Annotated in this window: 16 protein-coding genes; 6 read left to right on the forward strand and 10 right to left on the reverse strand. The window is 60.6% G+C overall.

From position 1 onward, the window contains the following. Positions 1-24 precede the first annotated feature (24 nt). Genes K3819_RS16810 through K3819_RS16820 form a run of 3 tightly spaced genes read left to right on the forward strand, consistent with a single transcriptional unit; the run spans position 25 to position 5,488 of the window. A complete protein-coding gene (locus tag K3819_RS16810; RefSeq protein ID WP_221397516.1) occupies positions 25-1,269 on the forward strand; it encodes an exonuclease SbcCD subunit D C-terminal domain-containing protein in 1,245 nt (414 codons plus the stop codon). Beyond that, entirely contained in the window at positions 1,266-4,907 is a 3,642-nt protein-coding gene (locus K3819_RS16815; protein ID WP_221397517.1) for an AAA family ATPase, read from the forward strand. Before K3819_RS16810 ends, K3819_RS16815 begins: the two co-directional genes overlap by 4 nt. Next, positions 4,904-5,488: a glutathione S-transferase gene (locus K3819_RS16820; RefSeq protein WP_221397518.1), complete on the forward strand. Its 585-nt coding sequence runs from the start codon at positions 4,904-4,906 to the stop codon at positions 5,486-5,488. Before K3819_RS16815 ends, K3819_RS16820 begins: the two co-directional genes overlap by 4 nt. Positions 5,489-5,493: 5 nt before the next feature. Here K3819_RS16820 and K3819_RS16825 read toward each other — a convergent pair whose 3' ends face one another. The 8 genes from K3819_RS16825 to K3819_RS16860 all read right to left on the reverse strand — a co-directional run bounded on the left by K3819_RS16825 (position 5,494) and on the right by K3819_RS16860 (position 12,258). Next, the gene (locus K3819_RS16825; protein WP_039766855.1) at positions 5,494-5,751 is read right to left on the reverse strand and encodes a hypothetical protein; all 258 of its coding nucleotides are present in this window, start codon (positions 5,749-5,751) and stop codon (positions 5,494-5,496) included. Beyond that, complete coding sequence (locus K3819_RS16830) at positions 5,748-5,960, reverse strand: hypothetical protein (protein ID WP_064380404.1); 213 nt, start codon at positions 5,958-5,960, stop codon at positions 5,748-5,750. The genes K3819_RS16825 and K3819_RS16830 overlap by 4 nt, the downstream gene beginning before the upstream one ends. Positions 5,961-6,214: 254 nt before the next feature. Next, entirely contained in the window at positions 6,215-6,394 is a 180-nt protein-coding gene (locus K3819_RS16835; protein WP_007941320.1) for a hypothetical protein, read from the reverse strand. A 156-nt stretch (positions 6,395-6,550) separates the two neighbouring features. Beyond that, a complete protein-coding gene (locus tag K3819_RS16840) occupies positions 6,551-7,726 on the reverse strand; it encodes a lactonase family protein (protein WP_221397519.1) in 1,176 nt (391 codons plus the stop codon). Continuing rightward, positions 7,723-8,031 carry a DUF5629 family protein gene (locus K3819_RS16845; protein WP_085610688.1) on the reverse strand — a complete coding sequence of 103 codons (309 nt, stop codon included), beginning with the start codon at positions 8,029-8,031 and terminating at the stop codon, positions 7,723-7,725. Before K3819_RS16845 ends, K3819_RS16840 begins: the two co-directional genes overlap by 4 nt. Positions 8,032-8,194: 163 nt before the next feature. Next, the gene (locus tag K3819_RS16850; protein WP_221397520.1) at positions 8,195-9,775 is read right to left on the reverse strand and encodes an aldehyde dehydrogenase (NADP(+)); all 1,581 of its coding nucleotides are present in this window, start codon (positions 9,773-9,775) and stop codon (positions 8,195-8,197) included. Between the two features lie 9 nt (positions 9,776-9,784). Then, entirely contained in the window at positions 9,785-10,777 is a 993-nt protein-coding gene (gene araD1 / locus K3819_RS16855; RefSeq protein WP_221397521.1) for an AraD1 family protein, read from the reverse strand. 158 nt (positions 10,778-10,935) lie between these two features. Further along, complete coding sequence (locus tag K3819_RS16860; protein ID WP_221397522.1) at positions 10,936-12,258, reverse strand: MFS transporter; 1,323 nt, start codon at positions 12,256-12,258, stop codon at positions 10,936-10,938. 193 nt (positions 12,259-12,451) lie between these two features. Between K3819_RS16860 and K3819_RS16865 the strand changes: the two genes are divergently transcribed. The 3 genes from K3819_RS16865 (at position 12,452) to K3819_RS16875 (ending at position 19,924) form a co-directional block, all read left to right on the forward strand. Continuing rightward, positions 12,452-14,188, forward strand: a complete 1,737-nt coding sequence (locus K3819_RS16865) for an IlvD/Edd family dehydratase (RefSeq protein ID WP_064380416.1) — start codon at positions 12,452-12,454, stop codon at positions 14,186-14,188. Between the two features lie 185 nt (positions 14,189-14,373). Next, positions 14,374-15,093, forward strand: a complete 720-nt coding sequence (locus tag K3819_RS16870) for a FadR/GntR family transcriptional regulator (RefSeq protein ID WP_221397523.1) — start codon at positions 14,374-14,376, stop codon at positions 15,091-15,093. Positions 15,094-15,238: 145 nt separating this feature from the next. Beyond that, positions 15,239-19,924, forward strand: coding sequence for a dermonecrotic toxin domain-containing protein (locus tag K3819_RS16875; RefSeq protein ID WP_221397524.1), 4,686 nt, complete (start codon positions 15,239-15,241; stop codon positions 19,922-19,924). A 53-nt stretch (positions 19,925-19,977) separates the two neighbouring features. Here K3819_RS16875 and K3819_RS16880 read toward each other — a convergent pair whose 3' ends face one another. Together K3819_RS16880 and K3819_RS16885 are read right to left on the reverse strand one after the other, a co-directional pair. Further along, positions 19,978-22,362, reverse strand: a complete 2,385-nt coding sequence (locus K3819_RS16880; RefSeq protein ID WP_221397525.1) for an RND family transporter — start codon at positions 22,360-22,362, stop codon at positions 19,978-19,980. A gap of 28 nt (positions 22,363-22,390) precedes the next feature. Further along, positions 22,391-23,419, reverse strand: a complete 1,029-nt coding sequence (locus K3819_RS16885) for a YCF48-related protein (protein WP_221397526.1) — start codon at positions 23,417-23,419, stop codon at positions 22,391-22,393. Between the last annotated feature and the right edge of the window lie 181 nt (positions 23,420-23,600).

Below are 23,600 nucleotides of genomic sequence, written 5' to 3' on the forward strand. Positions count from 1 at the left end.
CCTCTTTATATTGCGGAGTCAGCCTTGCGTCTGTTTCACACCTCCGACTGGCACCTTGGGCAGAACCTGCACGGCCAGGAGCGCGATTTCGAGCACGCCTGTTTTCTCGAGTGGCTGCTGCGCCAATTGAAGCTGGCGCAGCCGGACGTGCTGCTGATCGCCGGCGACATCTTCGACACGGTCAATCCGCCGGTCAAAGCGCAGGAACGCCTTTACGATTTCATCGTCAGCGCCCATGAACAGCAGCCGTTGCTGACCATCGTGATGATCGCCGGCAACCACGATTCCGGCTCGCGGATCGAGCTGCCCGCGCCGTTGATGCGGCGTATGCGTACCCATGCGCTGGGCCGGGTGTTGTGGCTGGATGACGGGCAACTGGATGCGGAACGTCTGCTGTTGCCGCTGCCGAATGCGTCCGGCGAGATCGCCGCGTGGTGCCTGGCGCTGCCGTTTCTACGGCCTGCCGAGGTCACCGGCGCGCATCTGGGCGACAACTATTTGCGCGGCATTGGCCAGGTGCATGAATGGCTGATCGAAGCGGCGAACGCCAAGCGCCAACCGGGCCAGGCGCTGGTCGCCATCAGCCATGCGCACATGGCTGGCGGCTCGGTGTCGGAAGACTCCGAACGCAGCCTGATCATCGGCAACGCCGAAGCGCTGCCTGCCAGCCTGTTCGGGCCGAGCATCAGCTATGTCGCCCTCGGCCATTTGCACAAGCCGCAGAAGGTCAATGGCGAAGAAAGAATTCGCTACAGCGGCTCGCCGATCCCGTTGTCGTTTTCGGAAATCAGTTATCAGCACCAGGTGCTCGACGTTGTTCTGGACGGCGAAACCCTGGTCAGCGTCGAGCCAATGCTGATCCCCCGCTCCGTCAATCTGCAACGCCTCGGCCCTGCGCCGCTGGCGGAAATCCTGCTGCAACTGGCGGACCTGCCGAATATCGACCTGCTCGCCGAAACCCAGCGCCAGCCGTGGCTGGAAGTGCGGGTGCGCCTCGACGAGCCACAACCGGATCTGCGCCATCAGGTCGAAAGCGCCTTGCAAGGCAAGGCTGTGCGACTGGTACGGATCGCTGCCGAATACGCCGGCAACCGTGGCGCTGATGGCGCCGAAGACGGCAGCGCGCTGATCGAACTGGACCAGCTCACACCGCAGGAATTGTTCAGCCGCGCCTGGCTCGACAACTACGGCAGCGAAGTCGACGAGCAAACCCTCAAGGACTTCGCCGAACTGCTGCAAGACGTACAGATGGAGGGCGAGCAGCCATGAAGATTCTCGCCATTCGTTTGAAGAACCTCGCCTCACTGGCGGGCCCGTTCGAAATCGATTTCACCGCCGAACCGCTGGCCAGCGCCGGCCTGTTCGCCATCACCGGCCCGACCGGCGCCGGTAAAAGTACCCTGCTCGACGCCTTGTGCCTGGCGCTGTTCGGTGCCGTGCCGCGACTGAACAACACCGGGCGTGACGCCAAGGTGCCGGACGCCGACGGCGAAATCGCCACGGGTGACCCGCGCACCCTGCTGCGCCGTGGTACGGGCGAAGGGTTTGCCGAGGTTGATTTTGTCGGCGTCGATGGCCGTCGCTATCGCGCGCGCTGGGAAGCCAACCGCGCCCGGGAAAAGGCCGGCGGCAAGTTGCAGGCCAGCCGTCAGAGCCTGCGCGACATCGATCAGGATCAACTGCTCGCCAGCCAGAAAGGCGAGTACAAGACTCAGCTCGAGGCCGCGCTGGGCCTGAACTTCGAACAGTTCACCCGCGCCGTGCTGCTGGCCCAGAGCGAGTTCAGTGCGTTCCTCAAGGCCGACGACAACGACCGCAGCGAACTGCTGGAAAAACTCACCGACACCGCGCTCTACACCCGCCTCGGCCGTCGCGCGTTCGACAAGACCAAAGAGGCCCGCGAAGCCCACAAGCAGTTGCAGGATCAGGCCACCGGCGTAACTCCGCTGGCCCCCGAGGCCCGCGCGGAGCTGGACGAGCGCTTCAATGCCGCCCAGCAACAACTGAAGTTGCAGCAGGCGCAGCTCAAGCAGATCGAGCAACAGCACGACTGGCTCAAGGAGCTGTTGCGGCTGCAAGACTCGCAACAAGCCGCCGCCGAGCAACTGCGCAGCGCCGAGCATGAACGCGAATCGCTGGCCGGTGAACGTCTGAAACTGACACGCCTGGAACAGCTCGCCCCGCAACGGCACCAGTTCGCCCGCAAAACCGAACTGGATGTACTGCTGACGCCACTGGCGGAACAGATCAGCGCGCACACCCGGCAACATGGCGAGCTGACCGAGCGCCAGACGCGACTGGAACAGGATCTCGCCGCAGCGCAGATCGCCCTGACCCAGGCGCAAACGCAGCTGAGCGAAAGCGCGCCGCTGTTGCGCCAGGCTTTCGAGGAGCAAAGCACCCTCGCCCGCCTCGCCAAGGACGTTACGTCCGGCACCGAAGCGAAGCACGCCGCAGAGCAAGCCTGCGCCCAGGGCCAAAGCACGATCCAGTCCCTGCTCGATCAGCAAAAACAGGTCGCCGAACGCTTGCAGCGCATCGCCGTCGATCTTGAGCAAAGCGCTCACTTGGCACCGTTGAGCGAAGCGTGGAATGCCTATCGCGACCGTTTGCAGCAACTGATGCTGATCGGCAATCGGTTGAGCAAGGGCGAAAGCGAACTCGCTTCCCTCGAAGAAAACGCCGCCCGCGCCAGCGAAGCGCTCGCCACGCAAAAGCAGCAGCTGGAAGTGCTGTTCAAAGAGGCCGGCGCTGAGCCTGATGCCGTTGCCGAGCAGATCGGCATCCTCGGCAATCTGTTGCAGGACAACCGCAAGCAATTGCGCGCCGTCGAGGACCTGACTCGCCTGTGGGCCAGTCAGCAGGAGCTGGACAAACGCAGTGCCGAGCTGCAACAGCGTCAGCTCGATGCGCAACAGGAACGCGAGCGCCTGACCCAGGACGGGGTGAAGACCAAGTCCGAGCTGACCGTCGCCGAACAGACCCTCAACGTCACCCGTGAACTGCTCGAGCGTCAGCGTCTGGCCCGCAGTGCCAGTGTCGAAGAGCTGCGCGCGCAGTTGCAGGACGACCAACCGTGCCCGGTCTGCGGCAGCAACGAGCATCCGTATCACCAGCCGGAAGCCCTGCTGCAAAGCCTCGGCCGTCACGATGAAAGCGAGCAGGCCAGCGCGCAGCAAGCAGTCGATCACCTGAAGGAAAAACTCACCGAGCTGCGTGCCAGTGTCGGTGGCGTGATTGCCCAACAGAAAGAGTTGCTGCAACAGCAGGAGCAACTGGCCGCCCAGCAGCAGGCGCTGACGCCGAGTATCGAGGCGCATCCGCTGGCGGCGTCCTTGCTGAATCAGGACAGTGACAAACGCGCTGCGTGGCTGACTCGCCAGAATGAACAACTGAACCAGAGCATCACCCAGGACGAACAGCGCCAGACCGCCCTGCTCACGCTGCAACAGGATGCGGCGCGACTGACCCAGCAATTGCGTCAGGCCGAGACGGCGCACCAGCAAGCGGCGCAGCACCTGAGCAATCAGCAACGCGAACTGAGCGCTGACCGCCAGCGTCTGGACGAAGAGCTGGCGGCCTTTGCCACACTGCTGCCGAGCGACACCCTCGATGCCTTGCGCGCCGAGCCGGCTGCCACCTTCATGCAACTTGACCGGCAGATTGCCGAACGTCTGGCGCAAGTCGATCAGCAGAAGGAAGAGCTGGCCGAACAGCAACAACGCCAGCAGACGCTCGAGAAAGAACAGGACCGCCAACAGGGCCGTGTGCAGCAGCTGCAAAACGCTGAACAGCAACTCAACACGCTGACCGAACAGCAACTCGCCAGCCAGGAAAAACTGGCGCAATTGCTCGGCGAGCACACCTGCGCCGAGCATTGGCAGCAGCAACTGGAACAGGCCGTGGAACAGGCGCGCAACGCCGAATCCACGACGACTCAGGCGTTGCAGGAAGCGCGTACGCAGTGGGTGCAAATCGCCGCCGAACTCAAGGCGCAGCAAGAGCGTCTGCAAGCGCTGGAAACCGAAGACCGCGAACTGGCCGGCAAGATTGCCGACTGGCGCGCCCGTCATCCGGAGCTGGATGACGGCGGCCTCGAAGACCTGCTGCGGATTGATGACGCGCAAGTTGATGAGCTGCGCCAGCGCTTGCAGCGCAACGAAAAAGCCGTTGAACAGGCCACGGTGTTGGTGCAGGAACGCGATCAGCGTCTGCTCGAACATCAGGGCCAACACAACGGCAACCTGGACGCCGAACAACTCGCCAGCGCCCTCGCCGACCTGCAAAACCAGTGCACGGCCAGCGAACAGCAATGCGCCGAACTGCGCGCCGAGCAGGCCGAAGACCAGCGCCGCCAGAACGCCAATCAGGCGCTGGCGCAGCAGATCGCCGATGCCTATGCCGAATATCAGCGCTGGGCGCGGCTCAATGCCTTGATCGGCTCGGCCACCGGCGACACCTTCCGCAAGATCGCCCAGGCCTACAACCTCGACTTGCTGGTGCATCACGCCAACGTGCAGCTGCGGCAGCTGGTCAAGCGCTATCGCCTCAAGCGCGGCGGCAGCATGCTCGGCCTGCTGGTGATGGACACCGAAATGGGCGACGAACTGCGCTCGGTGCATTCGCTGTCCGGCGGCGAAACGTTTCTGGTGTCGCTGGCCCTCGCCCTGGGCCTGGCCTCGATGGCGTCGAGTACGTTAAAGATCGAATCGCTGTTCATCGACGAAGGCTTCGGCAGTCTCGATCCGGAATCCCTGCAACTGGCCATGGACGCCCTCGACGGCTTGCAGGCGCAAGGCCGCAAGGTTGCGGTGATTTCCCACGTGCAGGAAATGCACGAACGGATTCCGGTGCAGATTCAGGTGCAGCGCCAGGGCAACGGTTTGAGCACGCTGGAGGTGAAATGAACACGCCGTATTCGTTCCGCCGCTGCCCGTACGCGATGCGGGCACGGATGGCCCTGCGTTATTCGGGCGTGCCGGTGGAGATCGTCGAAGTCAGCCTCAAGGCCAAACCGGCCCAGATGCTGGCGATCTCGCCCAAGGGCACGGTGCCGGTGCTGGACGCGGACGGTCAGGTGATCGACGAGAGCCTGGAGATCATGCACTGGGCGCTGGCGCAGAATGATCCGGATAACTGGTTGCTGGGTGGCGATTCAAGGATCGCCGAGTTGATCGAGGCCAACGATCAAGTGTTCAAGATTCACCTGAATCGCTACAAGTACGCCGAGCGTTATCCGGAACAGCCGTTGGAGGTTTATCGGGCGGAAGGTGCGTTGTTCTTGCAGCGGCTCGATGAGCTGCTCGAGGGTTGCGATTACTTGTTGACCGCGCATCCAAGCCTGGCCGACATCGCGCTGTTGCCGTTCGTTCGCCAGTTCGCCCATGTTGATCGTGACTGGTTTGCGCAGACGCCTTACGTGCGGTTGCAGGCCTGGTTGCAGCGGTTTCTGGAATCGGAGCTGTTCACCGGCATCATGAAAAAGTAGGCGCGTTACGCCAGCACTTCACACATGCCGATGGCCGAACAATCCACTTCGAACGGGCCGAGAAAACCGCTGGCGGTTTTCGCTGGCGGATTGCCGGCCAGCAGCCCCAGCGCATTGGCCCGTTCGATGTTGTGCGCGATGTTGTGGTTGGCCTCTATGGCCCGGGCCAGCCCGCCGACCGAGCCTTGGCCAAATCCCAACAGGGAAGCGCCGTTGGTCATGAACGCCAGTCCGGCAATGACCCAGAGTCTGTAGCCTTTCATGCTCCGCCGACTCCCGCGAGTTCAGCTGAACCGACCGCTGCGTTTTGCGAGCGAAGTTCGAACTGGATGCCGGGATGTGCGACGTCGATCGGTGCTTCGAAGCTGTGTTGCGACTGCGACGCCAGACTGACAAACAGCACCATGACCAGGTACAGACCGATGGCCACGTAGGCGCCGCGTTTGGCGGAAGTGATGATTGAACTGGCCATGATGTGTGCTCCGTGGACAATGTTTCGAGGTCCACAGGATCGATCAAAAAAGCCGGGGTAACCACTCAGGGTTTTCCATAGTAACCATCAGCTTCGTTGATTATTTAGCCGGTCTATCTCGCCGTTTGAAAATAGCTATCGTTGGTCGCGGCGCAGACAAAAACTGCCCAAGGCTGCGATCTTTTGATTTTGCTTTTCAGGAAACAAGATCAAAGGATCGCAGCCTTGGGCAGTTCCAGGGCGTAACGGAAATTTCAGTGTTGAGCTTTGTGATCCAGCGCGGCGTAGAAGTTGGCGCTTTGTTGCAGGTATTTCTGGGTGTAGCTCTGGGTGTGGGATTTTTTGTCGCTGATTTCAACGTTGGCACTGGCTGGCAGAGCCACGGTGGCGGAGATGGCGGAAGCGGCAATTACGGAGAAGAGATTGAAGTTCATGGCGGTAACCCTCGTGTTCAGTTGGCTTGCTTGCCCGGTTGGGCCGTGGAGCAAACTTAACGCTCGAGGGTTGATCGCTTGAAATGCTTTGCAACATTACCTGTTATCAGCAGGATTAATACAAAGCTTCAGGCCCCGTAGAACGGGGCCTGCGGCTTATTGACGCACGATAAACTTGATGTCGCTCGGGGCGTCCATCGGCAGTTTTTGCACGGTTTTGCCCAACAGACCGGTCTTGCCGTCGCGCTCGACCACGACAATCTGGTTGCTCTTCTGGTTGGCGATCAGCAGGAATTTGCCGCTTGGGTCGAGGCTGAACTCACGGGGGTGATCGCCTTCCACCGAACGTCGTTGCAACTCTTTGAGCTGACCGGACGCCGGATCGATAGCGAACACCAGCAGCTGATTGGCGGTGCCACGGTTGCTGACGTAGAGGAATTTGCCGTCGGCGGACGCGTGCAGCGCGGCGGCGGCCTTGTCCGAGGTCGGTTGACCGGCCGCCAGATCGACCAGTTGCGTCTGGGTCAGCACGCCGTCGTGGTAATCGAACACCGCAACCTGGGCGCTCATTTCCATGGTCAGCCAGGCGTGTTTGCCGTCGGCGCTGAACAACAGATGACGCGGGCCGCTGCCGGCGGGCAAAGGCACAGAAGCGGTCATCGCCGGCGTCAATGGCAAGTCCGGGTTGGCCTTGGGATCGAACAGGTAGACAAAGACCTTGTCCGCGCCCAGGTCATTGGAGAACACATAACGACCGTCCGGCGAGGAAACTGTCGAGTGCACGTGGTTCGAGGCTTGACGCTCGAGATTGATCCGGCTTGCCGGGTGCGCGCTCATCTGCACCACCGGTTTGAGCTTGCCGTCGCTGCCCACCGGCAATACCGCGAGGGTGCCGCCCGGATCTTCCATCACCGAATAGTTGCTGACGAATAGATGGCTGGCGTCGCCGCTGAGGCTGGAATGGGTCGGCTCGTTGCCCAGGCTCTGGACCTGATTGATCAAGCTCAGCGCGTGGGTTTTCGGATCGATGGCATAGCTGCTGACGCGACCGACCGGGTCTTTCTGCCCAGGGCCGTTTTCGTTGACCACGAACAGCCGACGCTGATCCTTCGACAGGGTCAGCCACGACGGGTTTTCGCTCTTGATCACTTGCAGCGGCTTGGCGTCGATCTGGCCGGTGGCGCTGTTGAAGTTCATCCGGTAAATGCCTTCGCTGGTGTCAGCGGTGTAGGAGCCCACCAAAAACTGGAAGCTCTCGGCCGAGGCACTGGAAAGGCCCATCGCGCCGACGCTGCCGGCCATCAGCAATGGCCAGAATTTACGCATGTTCATTCGGTTTCTTCCTCGTCGTCGGCGCTGCTCAGTACATCACCGAGGCACACCAAGCGGTGCTCGCCAACGGTTTTGGTGTCGCTGGAAAAACCGACGATCAGCCAACTCTGCAAATCTTGATCAAACGTCGCCGCTGCCACCTGCGCCGGGGTGAACTCCCAATGCTTGGCTGCCCGGCCATCGATGCATTCGATGTGCAGGTTGTCGTCTTCGTCGAGGGCGAATTCGAAAGCGTGCAGGCCGTCGATTTCGACCATACCGCAGTGTTCGAGGGCGTTGAGAAGGGTGTCGGTTACGGCAGTCATGGCAATCATGTCTTTCAGGGGGAAAGGGGCAATGATAGCTCAAAGCAGCTGCTGAGCCCTGCCTGTGGGAGCGAGCCTGCTCGCGATAGCGGTGCATCAGTCGACATTCATGTCGCCTGACGATCGCGAGCAGGCTCGCTCCCACATTGACTGGGTTCGGCGGTTAGAGGGCGTCGCGCGATGGCTTGCCATCCACCAGCCGCTGTATGCGCAACGGGTTGGCGTTTTTTAGCGGTTCCGGCAGCAGACTGTCGGGGTAGTTCTGGAAGCACACCGGACGCAGGAATCGATCGATCGCCAGCGTACCCACCGAGGTGCCGCGAGCATCGGAGGTCGCCGGATACGGCCCGCCGTGAACCATCGAATCACACACCTCGACACCGGTCGGATAACCATTGAGCAGGATCCGTCCGACCTTCTGTTCCAGCAACGGCGTCAGCTCCGGGAAGTGCTCGAAATCCGTCTGCTCGCCGATGATGGTCGCCGTCAGTTGCCCGTGCAGGCCCTGCAACGCCGCGCTCAACTGCGCCTTGTCGGCCACTTCGACAATCACCGTGGTCGGGCCGAACACTTCTTCCTGCAGCACTTCATCGCCATCGATCAGCAGGCTGACATCGGCCTTGAACAACTGCGGCTGCGCCTGATTGCCCTGCTGCGGATTGCCCGCCAGATGCTCGATGCCGGCGTGCGCCAAGAGTTTTTCCAGGCCTTTGCCATAGCTGCCCAGCGTCCCGGCATTGAGCATGGTTTGTGCCGGTTGATCGCCGATCAGCGCCGCGACTTGCTCGACGAACGCGGTGAATTGCGGTGAGCGAATGCCGATCACCAGGCCCGGGTTGGTACAGAACTGACCGCAGCCCTGCACCACCGACGCGGTCAGATCGCGGGCGACGGTTTCCGAACGTACGGCCAGTGCCTGGGGCAACACGATCACCGGGTTGATGCTCGACATCTCGGCAAATACCGGGATTGGCTGAGGCCGCGCGGCGGCCATGTCACACAGCGCCCGCCCGCCGCGCAGCGAGCCGGTGAAACCCACGGCCAGAATCGCAGGATGCTTGACCAGCCATTCGCCGACGCCACCGCCGTAGATCATGTTGAACACACCGGCCGGCATAGCGGTTTTTTCTGCTGCACGGATCAACGCGTCGGCAACCAATTCGGCCGTGGCCATATGACCGCTGTGAGCCTTGAACACCACCGGGCAACCGGCCGCCAGCGCCGACGCGGTATCGCCGCCAGCAGTAGAGAACGCCAGCGGAAAATTGCTGGCGCCGAACACCGCCACCGGCCCCAGGCCGATACGGTACTGACGCAGATCCGGACGCGGCAACGGCTGACGATCCGGCAATGGCAGGTCGATGCGTGCACCGTAGAAATCACCGCGCCGCAGGACTTTGGCGAACAAGCGCATCTGACCGCTGGTGCGCCCTCTTTCGCCTTGAATCCGCCCGGCCGGCAGCGCGGTTTCGCGGCAGACCACGGCGACGAAATCATCACCCAGTGCGTCCAGCTCATCGGCGATTGCATCGAGAAACTGCGCGCGGCGTTCGGCGCTGAGGCTGCGATACGCCGGATACGCCGCCGCAGCGGCCTTGGCGGCAGCGTCGACTTCCGCTTCCGTGGCCTGAATGAAATCGTGGGGCAGTGCTTCGCCCGTGGTGGCGTCGACGCTCTGCAGCTTGACGTTGCCCGCCGCGCTGCGACGACCGCCGATGTAGTTGTGACCGAGAATCTGAGTCATGGGATCTCCTTAAAGGGTGCCGATGCTGTCCGGTTCAAATGCCGCTGCAACCGGGGCGATGCCGTTGACCAGCGGTGCGCCGAATTCAGCCTGGCTGATTTCGAACACGTCGCCCGGTTGAGTACGGATGCCATCGGCGAACGACAGGGTCGCGGTGCCGAAGAAGTGAATGTGTACGTCGCCAGGACGCAGGAACTGGCGGTACTTGAAGTGGTGGTATTCGAGGTTCGCCAGGCTGTGGCACATGTTGGCCTCGCCGCTGAGGAATTCGTTCTGCCACAGCACTTCGCCGTCGCGCAGGATGCGACTGGTGCCCGCCAGGTGTTGAGGCAATTCACCCGTGCGAAGTTCCGGGCCGTAGCTGCAACTGCGCAGCTTGGAGTGGGCCAGGTACAGGTAATTCTTGCGTTCCATGACGTGATCGGAGAACTCGTTGCCCACCGCAAAACCGAGGCGATAGGGCCTGCCGTCGTGGCCGATGATGTAGAGGCCGGCCATCTCCGGCTCCTCGCCGGCGTCTTCGGCAAACGGCGGCAGCGGGAACGGCTGGCCGGGACGCACGACAATGCTGCCGTCGCCCTTGTAGAACCATTCCGGCTGCACCCCGGCCTGCCCCGCCGCCGGTTTGCCGCCCTCCACGCCCCACTTGAAGATGCGCATGGTGTCGGTCATCGCCGCTTCGTCGCCGGCCTGCTGGTGCATCTTGTCCCGGGCCGACGCGCTGCCGAGGTGCGTAAGGCCGGTGCCGCTGACCAGCAGGTGCGCCGGGTCCGGGTGATCTAACGGCGGCAGGATGCGCAGTTGGGCCAGCAACTCGGCGTAATCATGGCTGATGCCCAAGCCGAGGGTCTGCACTTGCTGCGCGAGCGTGTTGCCGGCCTCGATTGCCGCCAGTGCCAGATCACGAACCGTGCGCGCATCCTGCACTTCACGCACCAGACCGCCCTCGACCACCCCGACACGGCGCTCGCCGTTACTCAATTCGAATTGAACCAGATGCATAAATCCTCTCCTCTATACAAATCCTGAGTTCAGCGCCGTCCCTATGTGGGAGCGGGCTTGCTCGCGAAAGCGGTGTGTCATTCAACTGTGAGGGTGGCTGACCCAGCGCATTCGCGAGCAAGCCCGCTCCCACATAGGTTATGTATGGTTCTGCAGATTCAGGTGCGCGTCGCACCCCGTGCGCTGGCGGCGAATTGGTCAACCGGCAGCACATGCTTGCGCTCCAGCACGCGATAAACGACGCCCGTAAGAACCAGCCCGAACACCATCACCCCGGACAGGAAGTACAGGCCCGAAGCGAGGTTGCCGGTGTATTCCTTCAGCGCGCCGATCACGAACGGGCCGATGTAACCGCCGAGGTTGCCCACCGAGTTGATCAAGGCGATCCCGGCCGCCGCGCTGGCACCGGCAAAGAATCGGCCCGGCAGCGTCCAGAACACCGCCGTGCAGGAAAACAGCGCAAACGCCACCAGACACAACGCCGCCAGTTGCGCCACCGGCAAGGACAGCCAGGCGCTGAGGAACAGGCCCATGGCACCCAGCACATAGAGCACCGCGAGATGGCCGTAACGGTCGTTCAAACGGTCGGAACTGCGCGGAATGATCAGCAGGCCGATGATCCCGAAAATGTACGGCACCGATGACACGAAACCGGTCACCAGATCACTGCCGCCAAACTGTTTGATCAGGGTCGGCAACCACAGGCCCAGGCCATAGATGCTCAGGGTCACCGGCAGGTAGAACAGCGCCAGCAGCAACACGCGTTTGTCTTTCAGCGCATGCAGCGGATTGCCGTGACGCGTCTGGCCGTATTCCTGCAGGTCCTTTTTCAACTCGCCGGTCAGCCAGTCCTTCTCGGCCTGGTCCATCCATTTCACTTGCTGCGGGCCGTCCGGCAGCCAGCGCAATACCGGCCAGGTCAGCAGGATCGCCGGGGTGCCGATGACGATGAACAGCCACTGCCAGCCATGCAGGCCGAGGATGCCGTCCATGCCCAGCAAACCGCCCGAAACGGGGCCGGTGATCATCATCGCGATGGGTTGGGACAGGATGAACAGCCCGAGGATCTTGCCGCGGTGGCGCACCGGGAACCATTGGGTGATGTAGTAAAGAACGCCGGGAAAGAACCCCGCCTCCGCCGCGCCGAGCAGAAAGCGCATCACGTAAAAACTGTGCGGGCCCTGAACGAAGGCCATGCCGATGGTGATCGCGCCCCAGGTGATCATGATCCGCGCGAACCAGCGCCGCGCGCCGAAGCGTTCGAGCATCAGGTTGCTGGGGATTTCAAACAGAAAGTAGCCGATGAAAAACAGCCCGGCGCCAAGGCCGTAGGCGGCATCGCCGATACCGATGTCGGCGCCCATGTGCAGCTTGGCGAAGCCGACGGCAGAGCGATCCACATAGGCGATCAGGTACAGCAGGATCAGGAAGGGAATCAGTTTCAACGTGATGCGCCGGACAAGCCGCAGTTCCTGGCTCATGAGATCGGTCTCCGATTGTTGTTTTTATGGAACCTCGGGGGACGCCTCTCGCGGAAAACCGCCAGGGCCATCCCTCCGTCGAAATCGACTATATAGTAATACTAATTACGCAACAACACTTCCAAACCGGCGATTTTGCACTTATGTTTAGTCAAAGCTCGCAAACAATAGTCTTACAATAAGAGAATCGATCATGTCTGATAAGAAACCCACCCTGCGCTCCGCCCAATGGTTTGGCACGGCCGACAAGAACGGCTTCATGTACCGCAGCTGGATGAAGAATCAGGGCATCGCCGACCATCAGTTTCACGGCAAGCCGATCATCGGCATCTGCAACACCTGGTCGGAACTGACCCCGTGCAACGCGCACTTCCGCCAGATCGCGGAACACGTCAAACGCGGAGTGATCGAGGCTGGCGGCTTCCCGGTGGAATTCCCGGTGTTCTCCAATGGCGAATCGAACCTGCGCCCGACCGCCATGCTCACCCGCAACCTGGCGAGCATGGACGTCGAGGAAGCGATTCGCGGCAACCCGATTGACGGCGTGGTGCTGCTGACCGGTTGCGACAAGACCACCCCGGCCCTGCTGATGGGCGCGGCCAGTTGCGACGTGCCGGCGATCGTCGTCACCGGCGGGCCGATGCTCAACGGCAAGCACAAGGGCAAGGACATCGGCTCCGGCACCGTGGTCTGGCAGCTCAGCGAACAGGTCAAGGCCGGCACCATCACGATTGACGATTTTCTGGCGGCCGAGGGCGGCATGTCTCGCTCGGCCGGCACCTGCAACACCATGGGCACCGCGTCGACCATGGCTTGCATGGCCGAAGCACTGGGCACGTCCCTGCCGCACAACGCGGCGATTCCGGCAGTGGATGCGCGGCGTTATGTGCTGGCGCACATGTCCGGCATGCGCGCGGTGGAGATGGTTCGTGAGGATCTGAAACTGTCGAAGATCCTGACCAAGGAAGCCTTCGAAAACGCGATCCGGGTCAACGCGGCCATTGGCGGTTCGACCAACGCGGTAATCCACCTCAAAGCCATCGCCGGGCGCATCGGCGTCGAGCTGGATCTGGACGACTGGACGCGCATCGGTCGCGGCATGCCGACCATCGTCGACCTGCAACCGTCCGGGCGTTTCCTGATGGAGGAGTTCTACTACGCGGGCGGTTTGCCGGCCGTGCTGCGCCGCCTCGGTGAGGCCAATCTGATTCCCAATCCAAATGCATTGACCGTCAACGGCAAATCCATCGGCGAGAACACCAAGGACGCACCGATCTACGGTGAAGACGAAGTGATCCGCACCCTCGACAACCCGATCCGCGCCGACGGCGGCATCTGCGTGTTGCGCGGCAACCTGGCGCCACTGGGCGCGGTGCTCAAGCCGTCAGCCGCCACGCCGGAACTGATGCAACACCGTGGCCGCGCGGTGGTGTTCGAGAATTTCGACATGTACAAGGCGCGGATCAACGACCCGGAACTGGACGTCGATGCGGACTCGATTCTGGTGATGAAGAACTGCGGGCCGAAGGGTTATCCGGGCATGGCCGAAGTCGGCAACATGGGTTTGCCGGCCAAGCTGCTGGCGCAGGGCGTGACTGACATGGTGCGCATCTCCGACGCACGGATGAGCGGCACCGCGTATGGCACCGTTGTCTTGCACGTAGCTCCGGAAGCGGCGGCCGGCGGGCCTTTGGCGGCGGTGAAGGAAGGCGACTGGATCGAGCTGGACTGTGCCAGCGGGCGTTTGCACCTGGACATTCCGGACGCCGAACTGGCAGCGCGCATGGCGGATCTGCAACCGCCGCAGCAGCTGTTGGTGGGTGGGTATCGTCAGTTGTACATCGACCATGTGCTGCAGGCGGATCAGGGTTGCGATTTCGACTTCCTCGTTGGTTGCCGAGGGGCTGAAGTCCCGCGCCACTCCCACTGACACCGCCCCCCTTGTGGGAGCGGGCTTGCTCGCGAATGCGGTGTGCCAGTCGAAATATGCATTGCTGACACACCGCATTCGCGAGCAAGCCCGCTCCCACATTTGGCGTGTGTATCTGCCTCAAGATTGTGTCGTGCCTGCTATGATGCGCGGCATCTCCATCGCTCAGGATCGCGCCACTCCCCATGGATTACCGCAAACCTTCCGACCGTAAAAGCATGCACTCGCGCATCGTCCAGGAACTGGGCATGCAGATTGTTTCCGGACGTTTTCTGCCCTGCGACAAACTGCCCGCCGAAGCCCTGCTCTGCGAGGAGTACGCGGTCAGCCGGCCGGTGTTGCGCGAAGCCACGCGAGTGCTGGTCGCCAAGGGCCTGGTGTATTCCAAACCCCGCGTCGGCACCGTGGTCAAGCCGCGCCGCGAATGGCACATGCTCGACCCGGACGTATTGCACTGGTTGATGCAAAGCAGCCCGCAGAACGAGTTCTTCAACGTCCTGACCAGCGTGCGCAGCATCATCGAACCGGCCGCCGCCGCCCTCGCCGCCCAGCATGCGACCGATGCCGACATTGCCGCCATCAACGAAGCCTATCAACGCATGGAGGCCGCGCCGACGCCGGAAGCCTTGTTGCAGCCGGATCTGGATTTCCATAGCCGGATTGCCGATGCGACGCACAACGATTTGCTGGCGAACCTGTGCAACATGCTCGCGGTGGCGATTGCCGAGGCATTGAAGCATTCCAATCAACGGCCGAATCTGCATGAGTTGGCGTTGCCGCGGCATAAGGCGATTCTGACGGCGATCGAGAATCGTGATGCGTTGGGGGCCCGGCATGCGACGTTGGTGCAGCTGGATGATGCGCGCAGTGCACTGAATGTCGTGCTCGGCAGCGAACCCTCGTAATCCCTGCAGCGGTGCCCGCGTGCGCAGATGAGTGGGGGCGCTGAACATACCGATATTGACCGTCTGATGGGCGATATCCAGATACCGCACGTTGAAAATCTGCCGTTTTACTGTGAGCAATCCTAAACATGCCAAGGATTGCATCATGCCAACACTGCCTGCTCCCGCTGCACCCGGTACAACCGATATCATTGCGCGCGCCGTCAACGCCCGGTTTCCCGACCGACCGACATTACGCTCGCAAACCGCTCGCCTGCTCAATGAAGGCTTGCTGGAAAAGTACCCTGACCTTGACTTCGACCCTTATCGAACCAGAATTGCCCAGCCCACCCCCAACGTCTCCTGGCGCCTGTCGCTGCTGCTTGATGAGGTATTGGAATACCTTGCCAGCGGCGTGAAGCTCGACCTTGGTGAACAACATGGTTTCGGCTGTTTCCTTACCAACCAAGTGCCCAAGTGGCTGCGCGTCAGCGAAACCTCCCTGCGTTTTCCTGACATGCAGGTCGTCGCCGACGTGATTCTCGAGCTGCCGCAGATTTTGTACATCAGCTTGCAGCAATCCCTGACCGCCTACTGGAATGACGACAATCAAACAGGAAGCAGCCGTTGGCAGTGGCTCGGCGACCTTCTCGCCGGGGAACTGCAAACCGCCGCGATCCGTCACACGGACCTTGATGCATCACAGGCCGCGGTATTGACGGAACTGGCCAACCGTCCAGATCGTCAGGTCCGCTTGCAAAAGCCTTGGTCGGGCGGGGTGATTCAAGCCTGTACGGTTCAGACAAAACTGAGCAAAGGCTCGGTTTCCGCCATCGTGCAAACGCCCGATCTGCTGGTCAGCTGCGCCCAGACTCATCTGCTGTGCAGTGTGACCGGCAGCGTCAAAGCCTACACATCGCTGGACGATTTCGGTCTGGACTGGGCCGAGCGTTTTCAGCAGGACTTTGCGGTCGACACCGTGACCTGGCAGCGTTTCGAACCCGACGGCAACCTCTTCGATACCCAGGCAGCCTTGATGCTCAATCAACAGCTGGAAAATCTGGCGGCACTCAAACTGCCTGCCCACCAAAGCCTGGAGGAACTGCAAAAGCGCGTCGACGCGATCACCGATATCGCCCGCAATTTCAGCGATCCGCAAGCCGGTTCGCCGCATCTGGAACCGATTCAGGCGTCCCTGCCGCAGTGGTTGCAAACGGCGAGCGCTACGGATCGCATGGCCTACCGGCAACACGTGCTGGCGCTCGCCAGTCTAAGACATAAAAACCAGGGACGATCGTTCAGCGATGGCATCGACAACATCTACACCTATGCCCAAAAGGCATTGCACAAGCAGATGCTGGAAGATCAACCGCTGGCCCCCGGTTACAACTCCGATGAACTGGAGTTGACCTTCCACGTGCCGGTCGGAGACCTGGGCAGTGGCTATATCGAGAAAGTGAAAATGTCGCTGACGGAACTGGCGATCAAGAATCTTTCGGGCAAACCCAAAGGACGCATGACCATTCGCCATACGGGCAATCAACTGATTCAGGACTGGACCACAGAAGCGTATTTACTGAGCCTGGTGAAGCGCGTCGATCTCGGTAAACATTATCCCGAACAGCTCAATGGTCTGCTGCTGGGCGATAGTCCCGAAGCGCGCGAGCGCGAACGATTGTTCGCGCTGGAATTGGCCGTTCAGTTACCGTTGCAGGCGCTCGAACATTCGATCCGCGGCGAACACGGCTTCAACCGGCAGGGCTACCGCTACGTCAATGCGCTGACGAAAAGCACGGCCGCCGAACGCATTGTTGATGAGCAGGCGATTGTCCTCAGACCATTGGCGTTTCAACGCAAAGCAGACGCGGCCTGCGATGTGGTCGCCAACATGTTTGTGATCGAACCCAAAGACTTGAATGCTGAAGGCCCGCGCATCCTTTATCGCCCGCTGTATGCCCCTGCCCTGCAGCAATTCGCTAGCCGTGCCGATCTGCTCAAGGCTATTTGCCTGGCCGGGCCGCTACAGGACAGTGTGCTGGCGTGGCTGACCGATCGTGCAAGGCCGATCTACGCCAATAATGGTTTCAATGAGCCACACATCAGCCATTTTCATATCGGCGACGATTTCACACCGTTCGAAAAACCTGCGCCAGCAATTCTCGTGAGCGATGCCGCGGCAGCGGATTGGTTGAAGGCCGTCGAAGAAAATCGCGTGTTGTCCAGCCTGTTCGTCAGTAACGCTCAAGCACTGATTCAACTTGCCGATCAGCAATCGGTATCCGATTCGGAAAGTCGCTGGGCGATCATCCTGGAGGGCGCGTGGTTGATCTTCAACGTCTTGCTATTGCCACTGGACGGACCCGCCATGATGGTCGGCTGGATGTTGCAACTCACCCACAGCCTGATCAACGACCTGCCGGCACTGGACAGCGATGATGCCGTTGCCCGGAATCTGGCATGGACCGATCTGCTATTGAACATCGGCCTGGTGCTGCTGCATGTTGCCAAGGATGCGGGTACGGCTTCGGTGTCCCACCGCGCAGAAAAACTCGCCCCGATACAGCTTGAACCGTTGCGTCATCCGTCCACTTCATTCCCGATGCCGCTCGATACCGTCATCCATCAGGATGCTGCGGCGTTACCCTCCGCCGCCCCGATCAATACGCCATTGGATTTCCACCTGTCGACCGCCCGAGGTTCAATACCGGCCAGTTGGTGGAAACAGTTGCAGGAGGTACACGTGCCGTGGCCTGCTCCGTTGCCGGAGCCTATGGCAACCGGGGCCTTCAAAGGCTTGTACCGGATCGATAACCAATGGCACGCCAGCGTGGCGGGTCTGCTGGTTCCTGTGCGCATTGTCGAGGGTTTCGGCGAGGTGTATCTGGACCTTAAAGATAAACCAGGCATCCAGCTGAAAAGCAACGAGAACGGTCAATGGAAACTCGACCGGGGTTTGAGGCTGGCCGGCGGCGGGCCCAAGTCGAGGATTCAGGCTCAACGAAAGGCCGTACAGGATCGCATTAAAGTTCTTGATGACAATTACGCAGCGTTCATCAATCAACAGGAACAGGTGCAAAAAGCGGTGGACATCGCTGAACAGGTGATGAGGCGACAACAAGACCTGCCTGCCGCCGCTGAAGAAACACGCGCAAAATCCAGGAAAGCGTACGACCGTGAGCTGGAAAAACAGACCGCCACCTACATATCGCAGATCGCTGAAAAGAAGGAAATTGCAGCACTGAAAAAAATCGATCCTGAATATTCCGGGATTACGACTCTGCTGCAGAACAGCATCAACAATGTGCGCAAACGCAATGTTCTGGCTGATCTGGAACGCCAAGCGATGCTGCGTCGTTATACCGAATTCAACCGGAATGCCCGCCAGGTTGCCGAAACGCTACTGACAGGAAACGCCGCCACGAGAGTCCGCTACCTCGATTTCCTGCGTGAGACGTCCGACATCAACGAAACCATGATCAAGCAGTACGAGGAAGTGGACAGACTACTGCTGGAGTTGAAAGAGATACCTCGTCTGGGACTCACCGCCTGGGAGCAATTGACAGCCAACCGTGCTGGGAAAGAGCTGTCGCCCGTGCAGCTCAAAGCATTCCAGCTGCAAATCCTGCGTCCGCTGAGTGTCAAGACGTGGGGTTTGCAGTCGGTTCTTGGGCTGGACGATGCCGTCGACCCGTTGGTGTTACTGTCTCGTTCGCATGCCGACCTGCAAGGCGCGGAAATCCGTGACAGCGCTGATCGTATTGCGGTGTTTGATAACCTGGTCGTTCGCTATGGCCTGGCACAGGACGCGCTGGAAGGTATCGGCATTTTCCATGGCGACGAGTTGCAACCCACCTACTTCAATCGTCTGCGCGAGATCGCTGGCGAATTGCGTATCGATGCCGAACGTCGTCTGGCTGACGAACTGCAAAGCTCGCCGGAACCGGAGGAAACGCCTGGCACGTCGGCCAACATCAACCGTCCTCCCATCAGACCGCCAGCGCCAAGAGCAAGTCGCAAGAGGGTCATCAAAACCAACACCAAAGGCGCCCTGATCGGTGACTTGCGTGCTCGGGTTGGCGACCAGGGCGCAGACATTGTCGACGTCAAAGGTCCTATGGAAGACAGCGCACTGTTATCTTTCCGTGAAAATCAACCGAATGTCTGGGAGGAAATCGTCGCGCCTGAGCAGCCGCAGCCCGCTGCACCAGTGACGCCCTACCCGCAACTCAAGGGCGATGCCCGCAAGGCCTTGGCCAATGTAGACAAGCAGGTTCATAAAATCGAGGGGTACGCTCTACGAGCGACTTATCCCAAGGAAATTGAAGAGCAGATACAGCGCGAAGCACGGAAACTGACGGATTTTGCGGACAAACTCGAGCACCATGAACGTGCTCCGCTCAATCAAGAGCAGGATGTGGATCTGATCAGCAGATTACGGGCCAAAGCGAATGTGCTTGAAACCATGGCGACTGAAATTCGCACACAGATGACCCTGGCCAGACCACCGACCAGCGAGGGGGTGGCGTATCTGCTGCAGAACAACTCGGTTTACGTCCGGATGATTGGCAATCGGGTCCAGTTGAAAACCGGTCGGAAAGACTTCATGCAGGAATACGTATTGCTCGATCAGCAAGAAAAACCTGTGTGGTACGGACACTTTCATTACGCAAACGCCACGGACGAGAAGAGCAACTACACCCGTGCTCATTTGAAGACCAGGGAAGATCGCTATGAAACCTATGAGTCGGCCATGTTGAAAGCCAAGAGTGCGCAGCAGAAAATCGACATTCACAAAGGAAGAATCAGCGACGAATTGGCGGAGAACGTTTTCCTGCCGGTAGAGCCGCGCTGACAGGATGAAAAAAGCCGCAACCCAGGGTTGCGGCTTTTCTTCTCAGCCTGTCATCAGTGCGCGAACAATGAATTGCCCTTCTGCCCCGCCAGCTTCTCCGGCTTGATCAGGAACTTCGCCAACGCCGGCAGCAGCCACAGCGCACCGAACATGTTCCACAGCAGCATGAAGGTCAGCATCAGGCCCATGTCGGCCTGGAACTTGATCGCCGAGAAGATCCAGGTGCACACACCAATGGCCAGGCACAGGCCGGTGAACAGCACCGCCTTACCGGTGGATTTCAGGGTCTGGTAATAGGCTTCCTGCAACGGCAGGCCGGCACGCAGGAAACTTTCCAGGCGGCTGTAGATGTAGATGCCGTAGTCCACGCCGATCCCCACGCCCAGCGCCACCACCGGCAACGTCGCCACCTTCACGCCGATACCCATGAAGGCCATCAGCGCGTTGCCCAGCACCGAGGTCAATACCAGCGGCAGCACGATGCACAGGGTCGCCGCCCACGAGCGGAAGGTGATCATGCACATGACCGCCACGCAGATGTACACCAGGATCAGGATGGTCAGCTCGGACTTCTTGATCACCTCGTTGGTGGCCGCTTCGATGCCGGCGTTACCGGCGGCGAGGATGAATTCCAGGCCTTCCTTGTTGTTTTCCTTGGCGAAGTCCTGCACCGCATGCACCGCGCGATCCAGGGTTTCAGCCTTGTGGTCGTTGAGGAACACCAGCACCGGCGCCAGCGAGCAGCTGTTGTTGTACAGGCCGTCGGCCCGGGCGATGGAGTTGTTCAGCACGTCCGGGTTGCGCGACAGGGTTTCCCATTTCAGGTTGCCCTCGTTCATGCCCTTGATCATCTGCTTGGACACGGTCACCAGCGAGATCGCCGACTGCACGCCCTCGGTGTTCTGCATCTTCCACATCAGCTCGTCTATCGGCGCCATGGCTTCATAGCGCGAGCAGCCTTCGGACTTGGTTTTGACCATCACCACCAGTACGTCGGAGCTGGTCGAGTAGTTATTGATGATGAAGTTGTTGTCCTTGTTGTAGCGTGAGTCCGGACGCAGTTCCGGCGCGCCCTGGTCGAGGTCGCCGATCTTCAGGTTCTGGCTGTACCAGAGGCCGCCACCGAAGGCGACCAGCGCCAAAGCGATGGAAATTGGGGCGACTTTCGGGTTGGCGAAGTTCGATAGCAGGCGCCAGAACGGATGTTCGCGATGCGCGTCCTTCTTGCTCTTGGCAATGGCGCGCTTGCTGATGCCGACATAGGAAATCGCCACCGGCAGCAAGATCAGGTTGGTGAACACAATCACCGCCACGCCGATGGAAGCGCCGATGGCCAGCTCGCGGATCACGCCGATGTCGATGATCAACAGCGTAATGAAACCGACGGCGTCCGCCAGAATCGCGATCATCCCCGGCAGGAACAACTGACGGAATGTCCGCCGTGCGGCCGTCAGTGCGTTATCGGCCTCACCGGATTGCAGGGCGATCCCGTTGATTTTCTGCACGCCGTGGGAAATGCCGATGGCGAAAATCAGGAATGGCACCAGCATCGAATACGGATCGAGGCCGAAGCCGAAGAAGTGCATCAGCCCGAGCTGCCAGATCACCGCCACCAGTGTGGTGCTCAACACCGCCACGGTGCTGCGCAGGCAGTTGGTGAACCACAGCAGCAGGATCAGGGTGATGACGAAGGCAATGCCGAAGAACATCACCACCATCACCAGGCCGTCGATCAGGTCACCGACCTTCTTGGCGAAACCGACGATGTGGATCTTGACGTTGGGGTTCTGCGCTTCGAACTTGTTGCGGATCTTGTCTTCGAGCTCATGGGAAAACTGGCGATAGTCCAGCGCCAGCAGCTTGCCTTGGTCCTGCGGGTCCGGGTAGGACTCCAGCAGCGGGATGTCGACAATGCTCGACTTGAAGTCGTTGGCCACCAGACGCCCGACCTGGCCGGACTTGAGCACGTTGTTGCGCAGCAGATCGAGGCTATCCTGGGATCCGTTGTAGCTCTGCGGGATTACTTCGCCGCCGGCAAAACCTTCCTCGGTCACTTCGGTCCAGCGCACGCTCGGACTCCACAGCGACTTGAGGCCGGAACGGTCGACGCCGGAGATGTAGAACACCTCGTCGTTGATCTGGCGCAGGGTCTCCATGTACTCCCTGGAGAAGATGTCGCCGTCCTTCGCTTCCACCGAAATGCGCACGGTGTTGCCCAGGTTCGCCAGATCGTTGCGGTGCTCCATCATTTTTTCAATGAACGGATGCTTGAGCGGGATCATCTTTTCGAAACTGGTGGACGGACGGATCAGCGTGGCCTGCCAGAACAGGAAAATGCTGACCAGCAGGCAGATCACGATCACTGCCGGGCGGTTGTTGAAGATCAGGCGCTCGAGAAACGTCGCCTTGTCCTGATGATGAGTGCTCAAGGAAGTCATAGCCCCGCCTTCTTATTATTGATTCGGCTCATTTGCCCAGCTCGGCGCCGTTCGGCGAAGTGACCCGAACGCCACCCTGCCCGCTCAGGATCAGATTGCCGTTGCCGGCGGCGGTGACCGACGACAGCGAGATGCGATCCGGACGGTTGAACACGCTGAAGGTTTCGCCGTTGTCGCTGCTGCTGACCACCGAGCCGCCGTTGCCGACGATGACGATGGAGCCGTCCGCAAGCAGTGTGGCACCGGACAGGCCGAACTCCAGCGAACCGCGCGCGGCTTTCAGTTCGACCTGTTCCCAGGTGCTGCCGAAATCGGTGGAGCGGTACAGGTTGCCGCGCAGACCATAGGCCAGCAGGGTTTGCGGCTGCGCCGTGCCGATCACGCCGAACAGCGAGCCTTCGTACGGGCCTTCGAGTTTTTCCCAGGTCTGGCCCCAGTCGGCGGAGCGGAACATGCTGCCCGATTCGCCGACGATGAACAGACCGGCGTCTTTTACCGAAGCGATGGCGTTGAGGTGGAACTGGTCTTCGTTGTCGAGGCGGTCACTGACGTCTTCCCAGTTTTTGCCGCCGTTGGTGGTTTCCAGCAGCGCGCCGTAGGCACCCACGGCGAGGCCACTGTTGACATCCTTGAACCAGACGTCGAGCAGCGGCGATTCGCGCTTGAGGTCTTCGAACTGTTTGGTCCAGGTCTGACCGCCGTCTTCGCTGGCGAGAATCTGCGCGTCGTGGCCGACGGCCCAGCCGTGCTTGACATCGACGAAATACACGGCGGTCAGCAACTGGCGGCTCGGCACCTTGGCCTGGGTCCAGGTCTTGCCCTGGTCGTCGGAATAGAGAATGTGCCCGCGATCCCCGACCGCCACCAGCCGTGTCCCGGCGTGAACGACATCGAGCATCAGGCTTTTCGAGGCCTTGGCCGATTCGGTGGAATAGACCACGTCGGCGGGCGCTTCGGCGGCGAGAACCGGCGCCGACAATGTGGCAAAGCCCAGCAGAGAGAGTGCTGTGGCCAGCAACGCGGTGTTGCGTAACGCCGGCGGGCGGCAACGACTCATAGACCTTCCCCTGTTTATTATTGTTGGTCATGGACCTTAAGGGCGCCGCAAGGGTGCTCACGGTGACTGCCTGGTCACAAGCATAGTCCTGAAACCCGCTGTCCAGAGCCCCTTCGGAAGCTGGCTCATCCTATCGGGCATTCGAAACGTCTGACAATCGGCGCAACGTTATCTTTTGTTA

Source organism: Pseudomonas sp. 3-2, assembly GCF_019710535.1.
In the GTDB taxonomy this organism is placed as follows: Bacteria; Pseudomonadota; Gammaproteobacteria; order Pseudomonadales; family Pseudomonadaceae; genus Aquipseudomonas; species Aquipseudomonas pharyngis.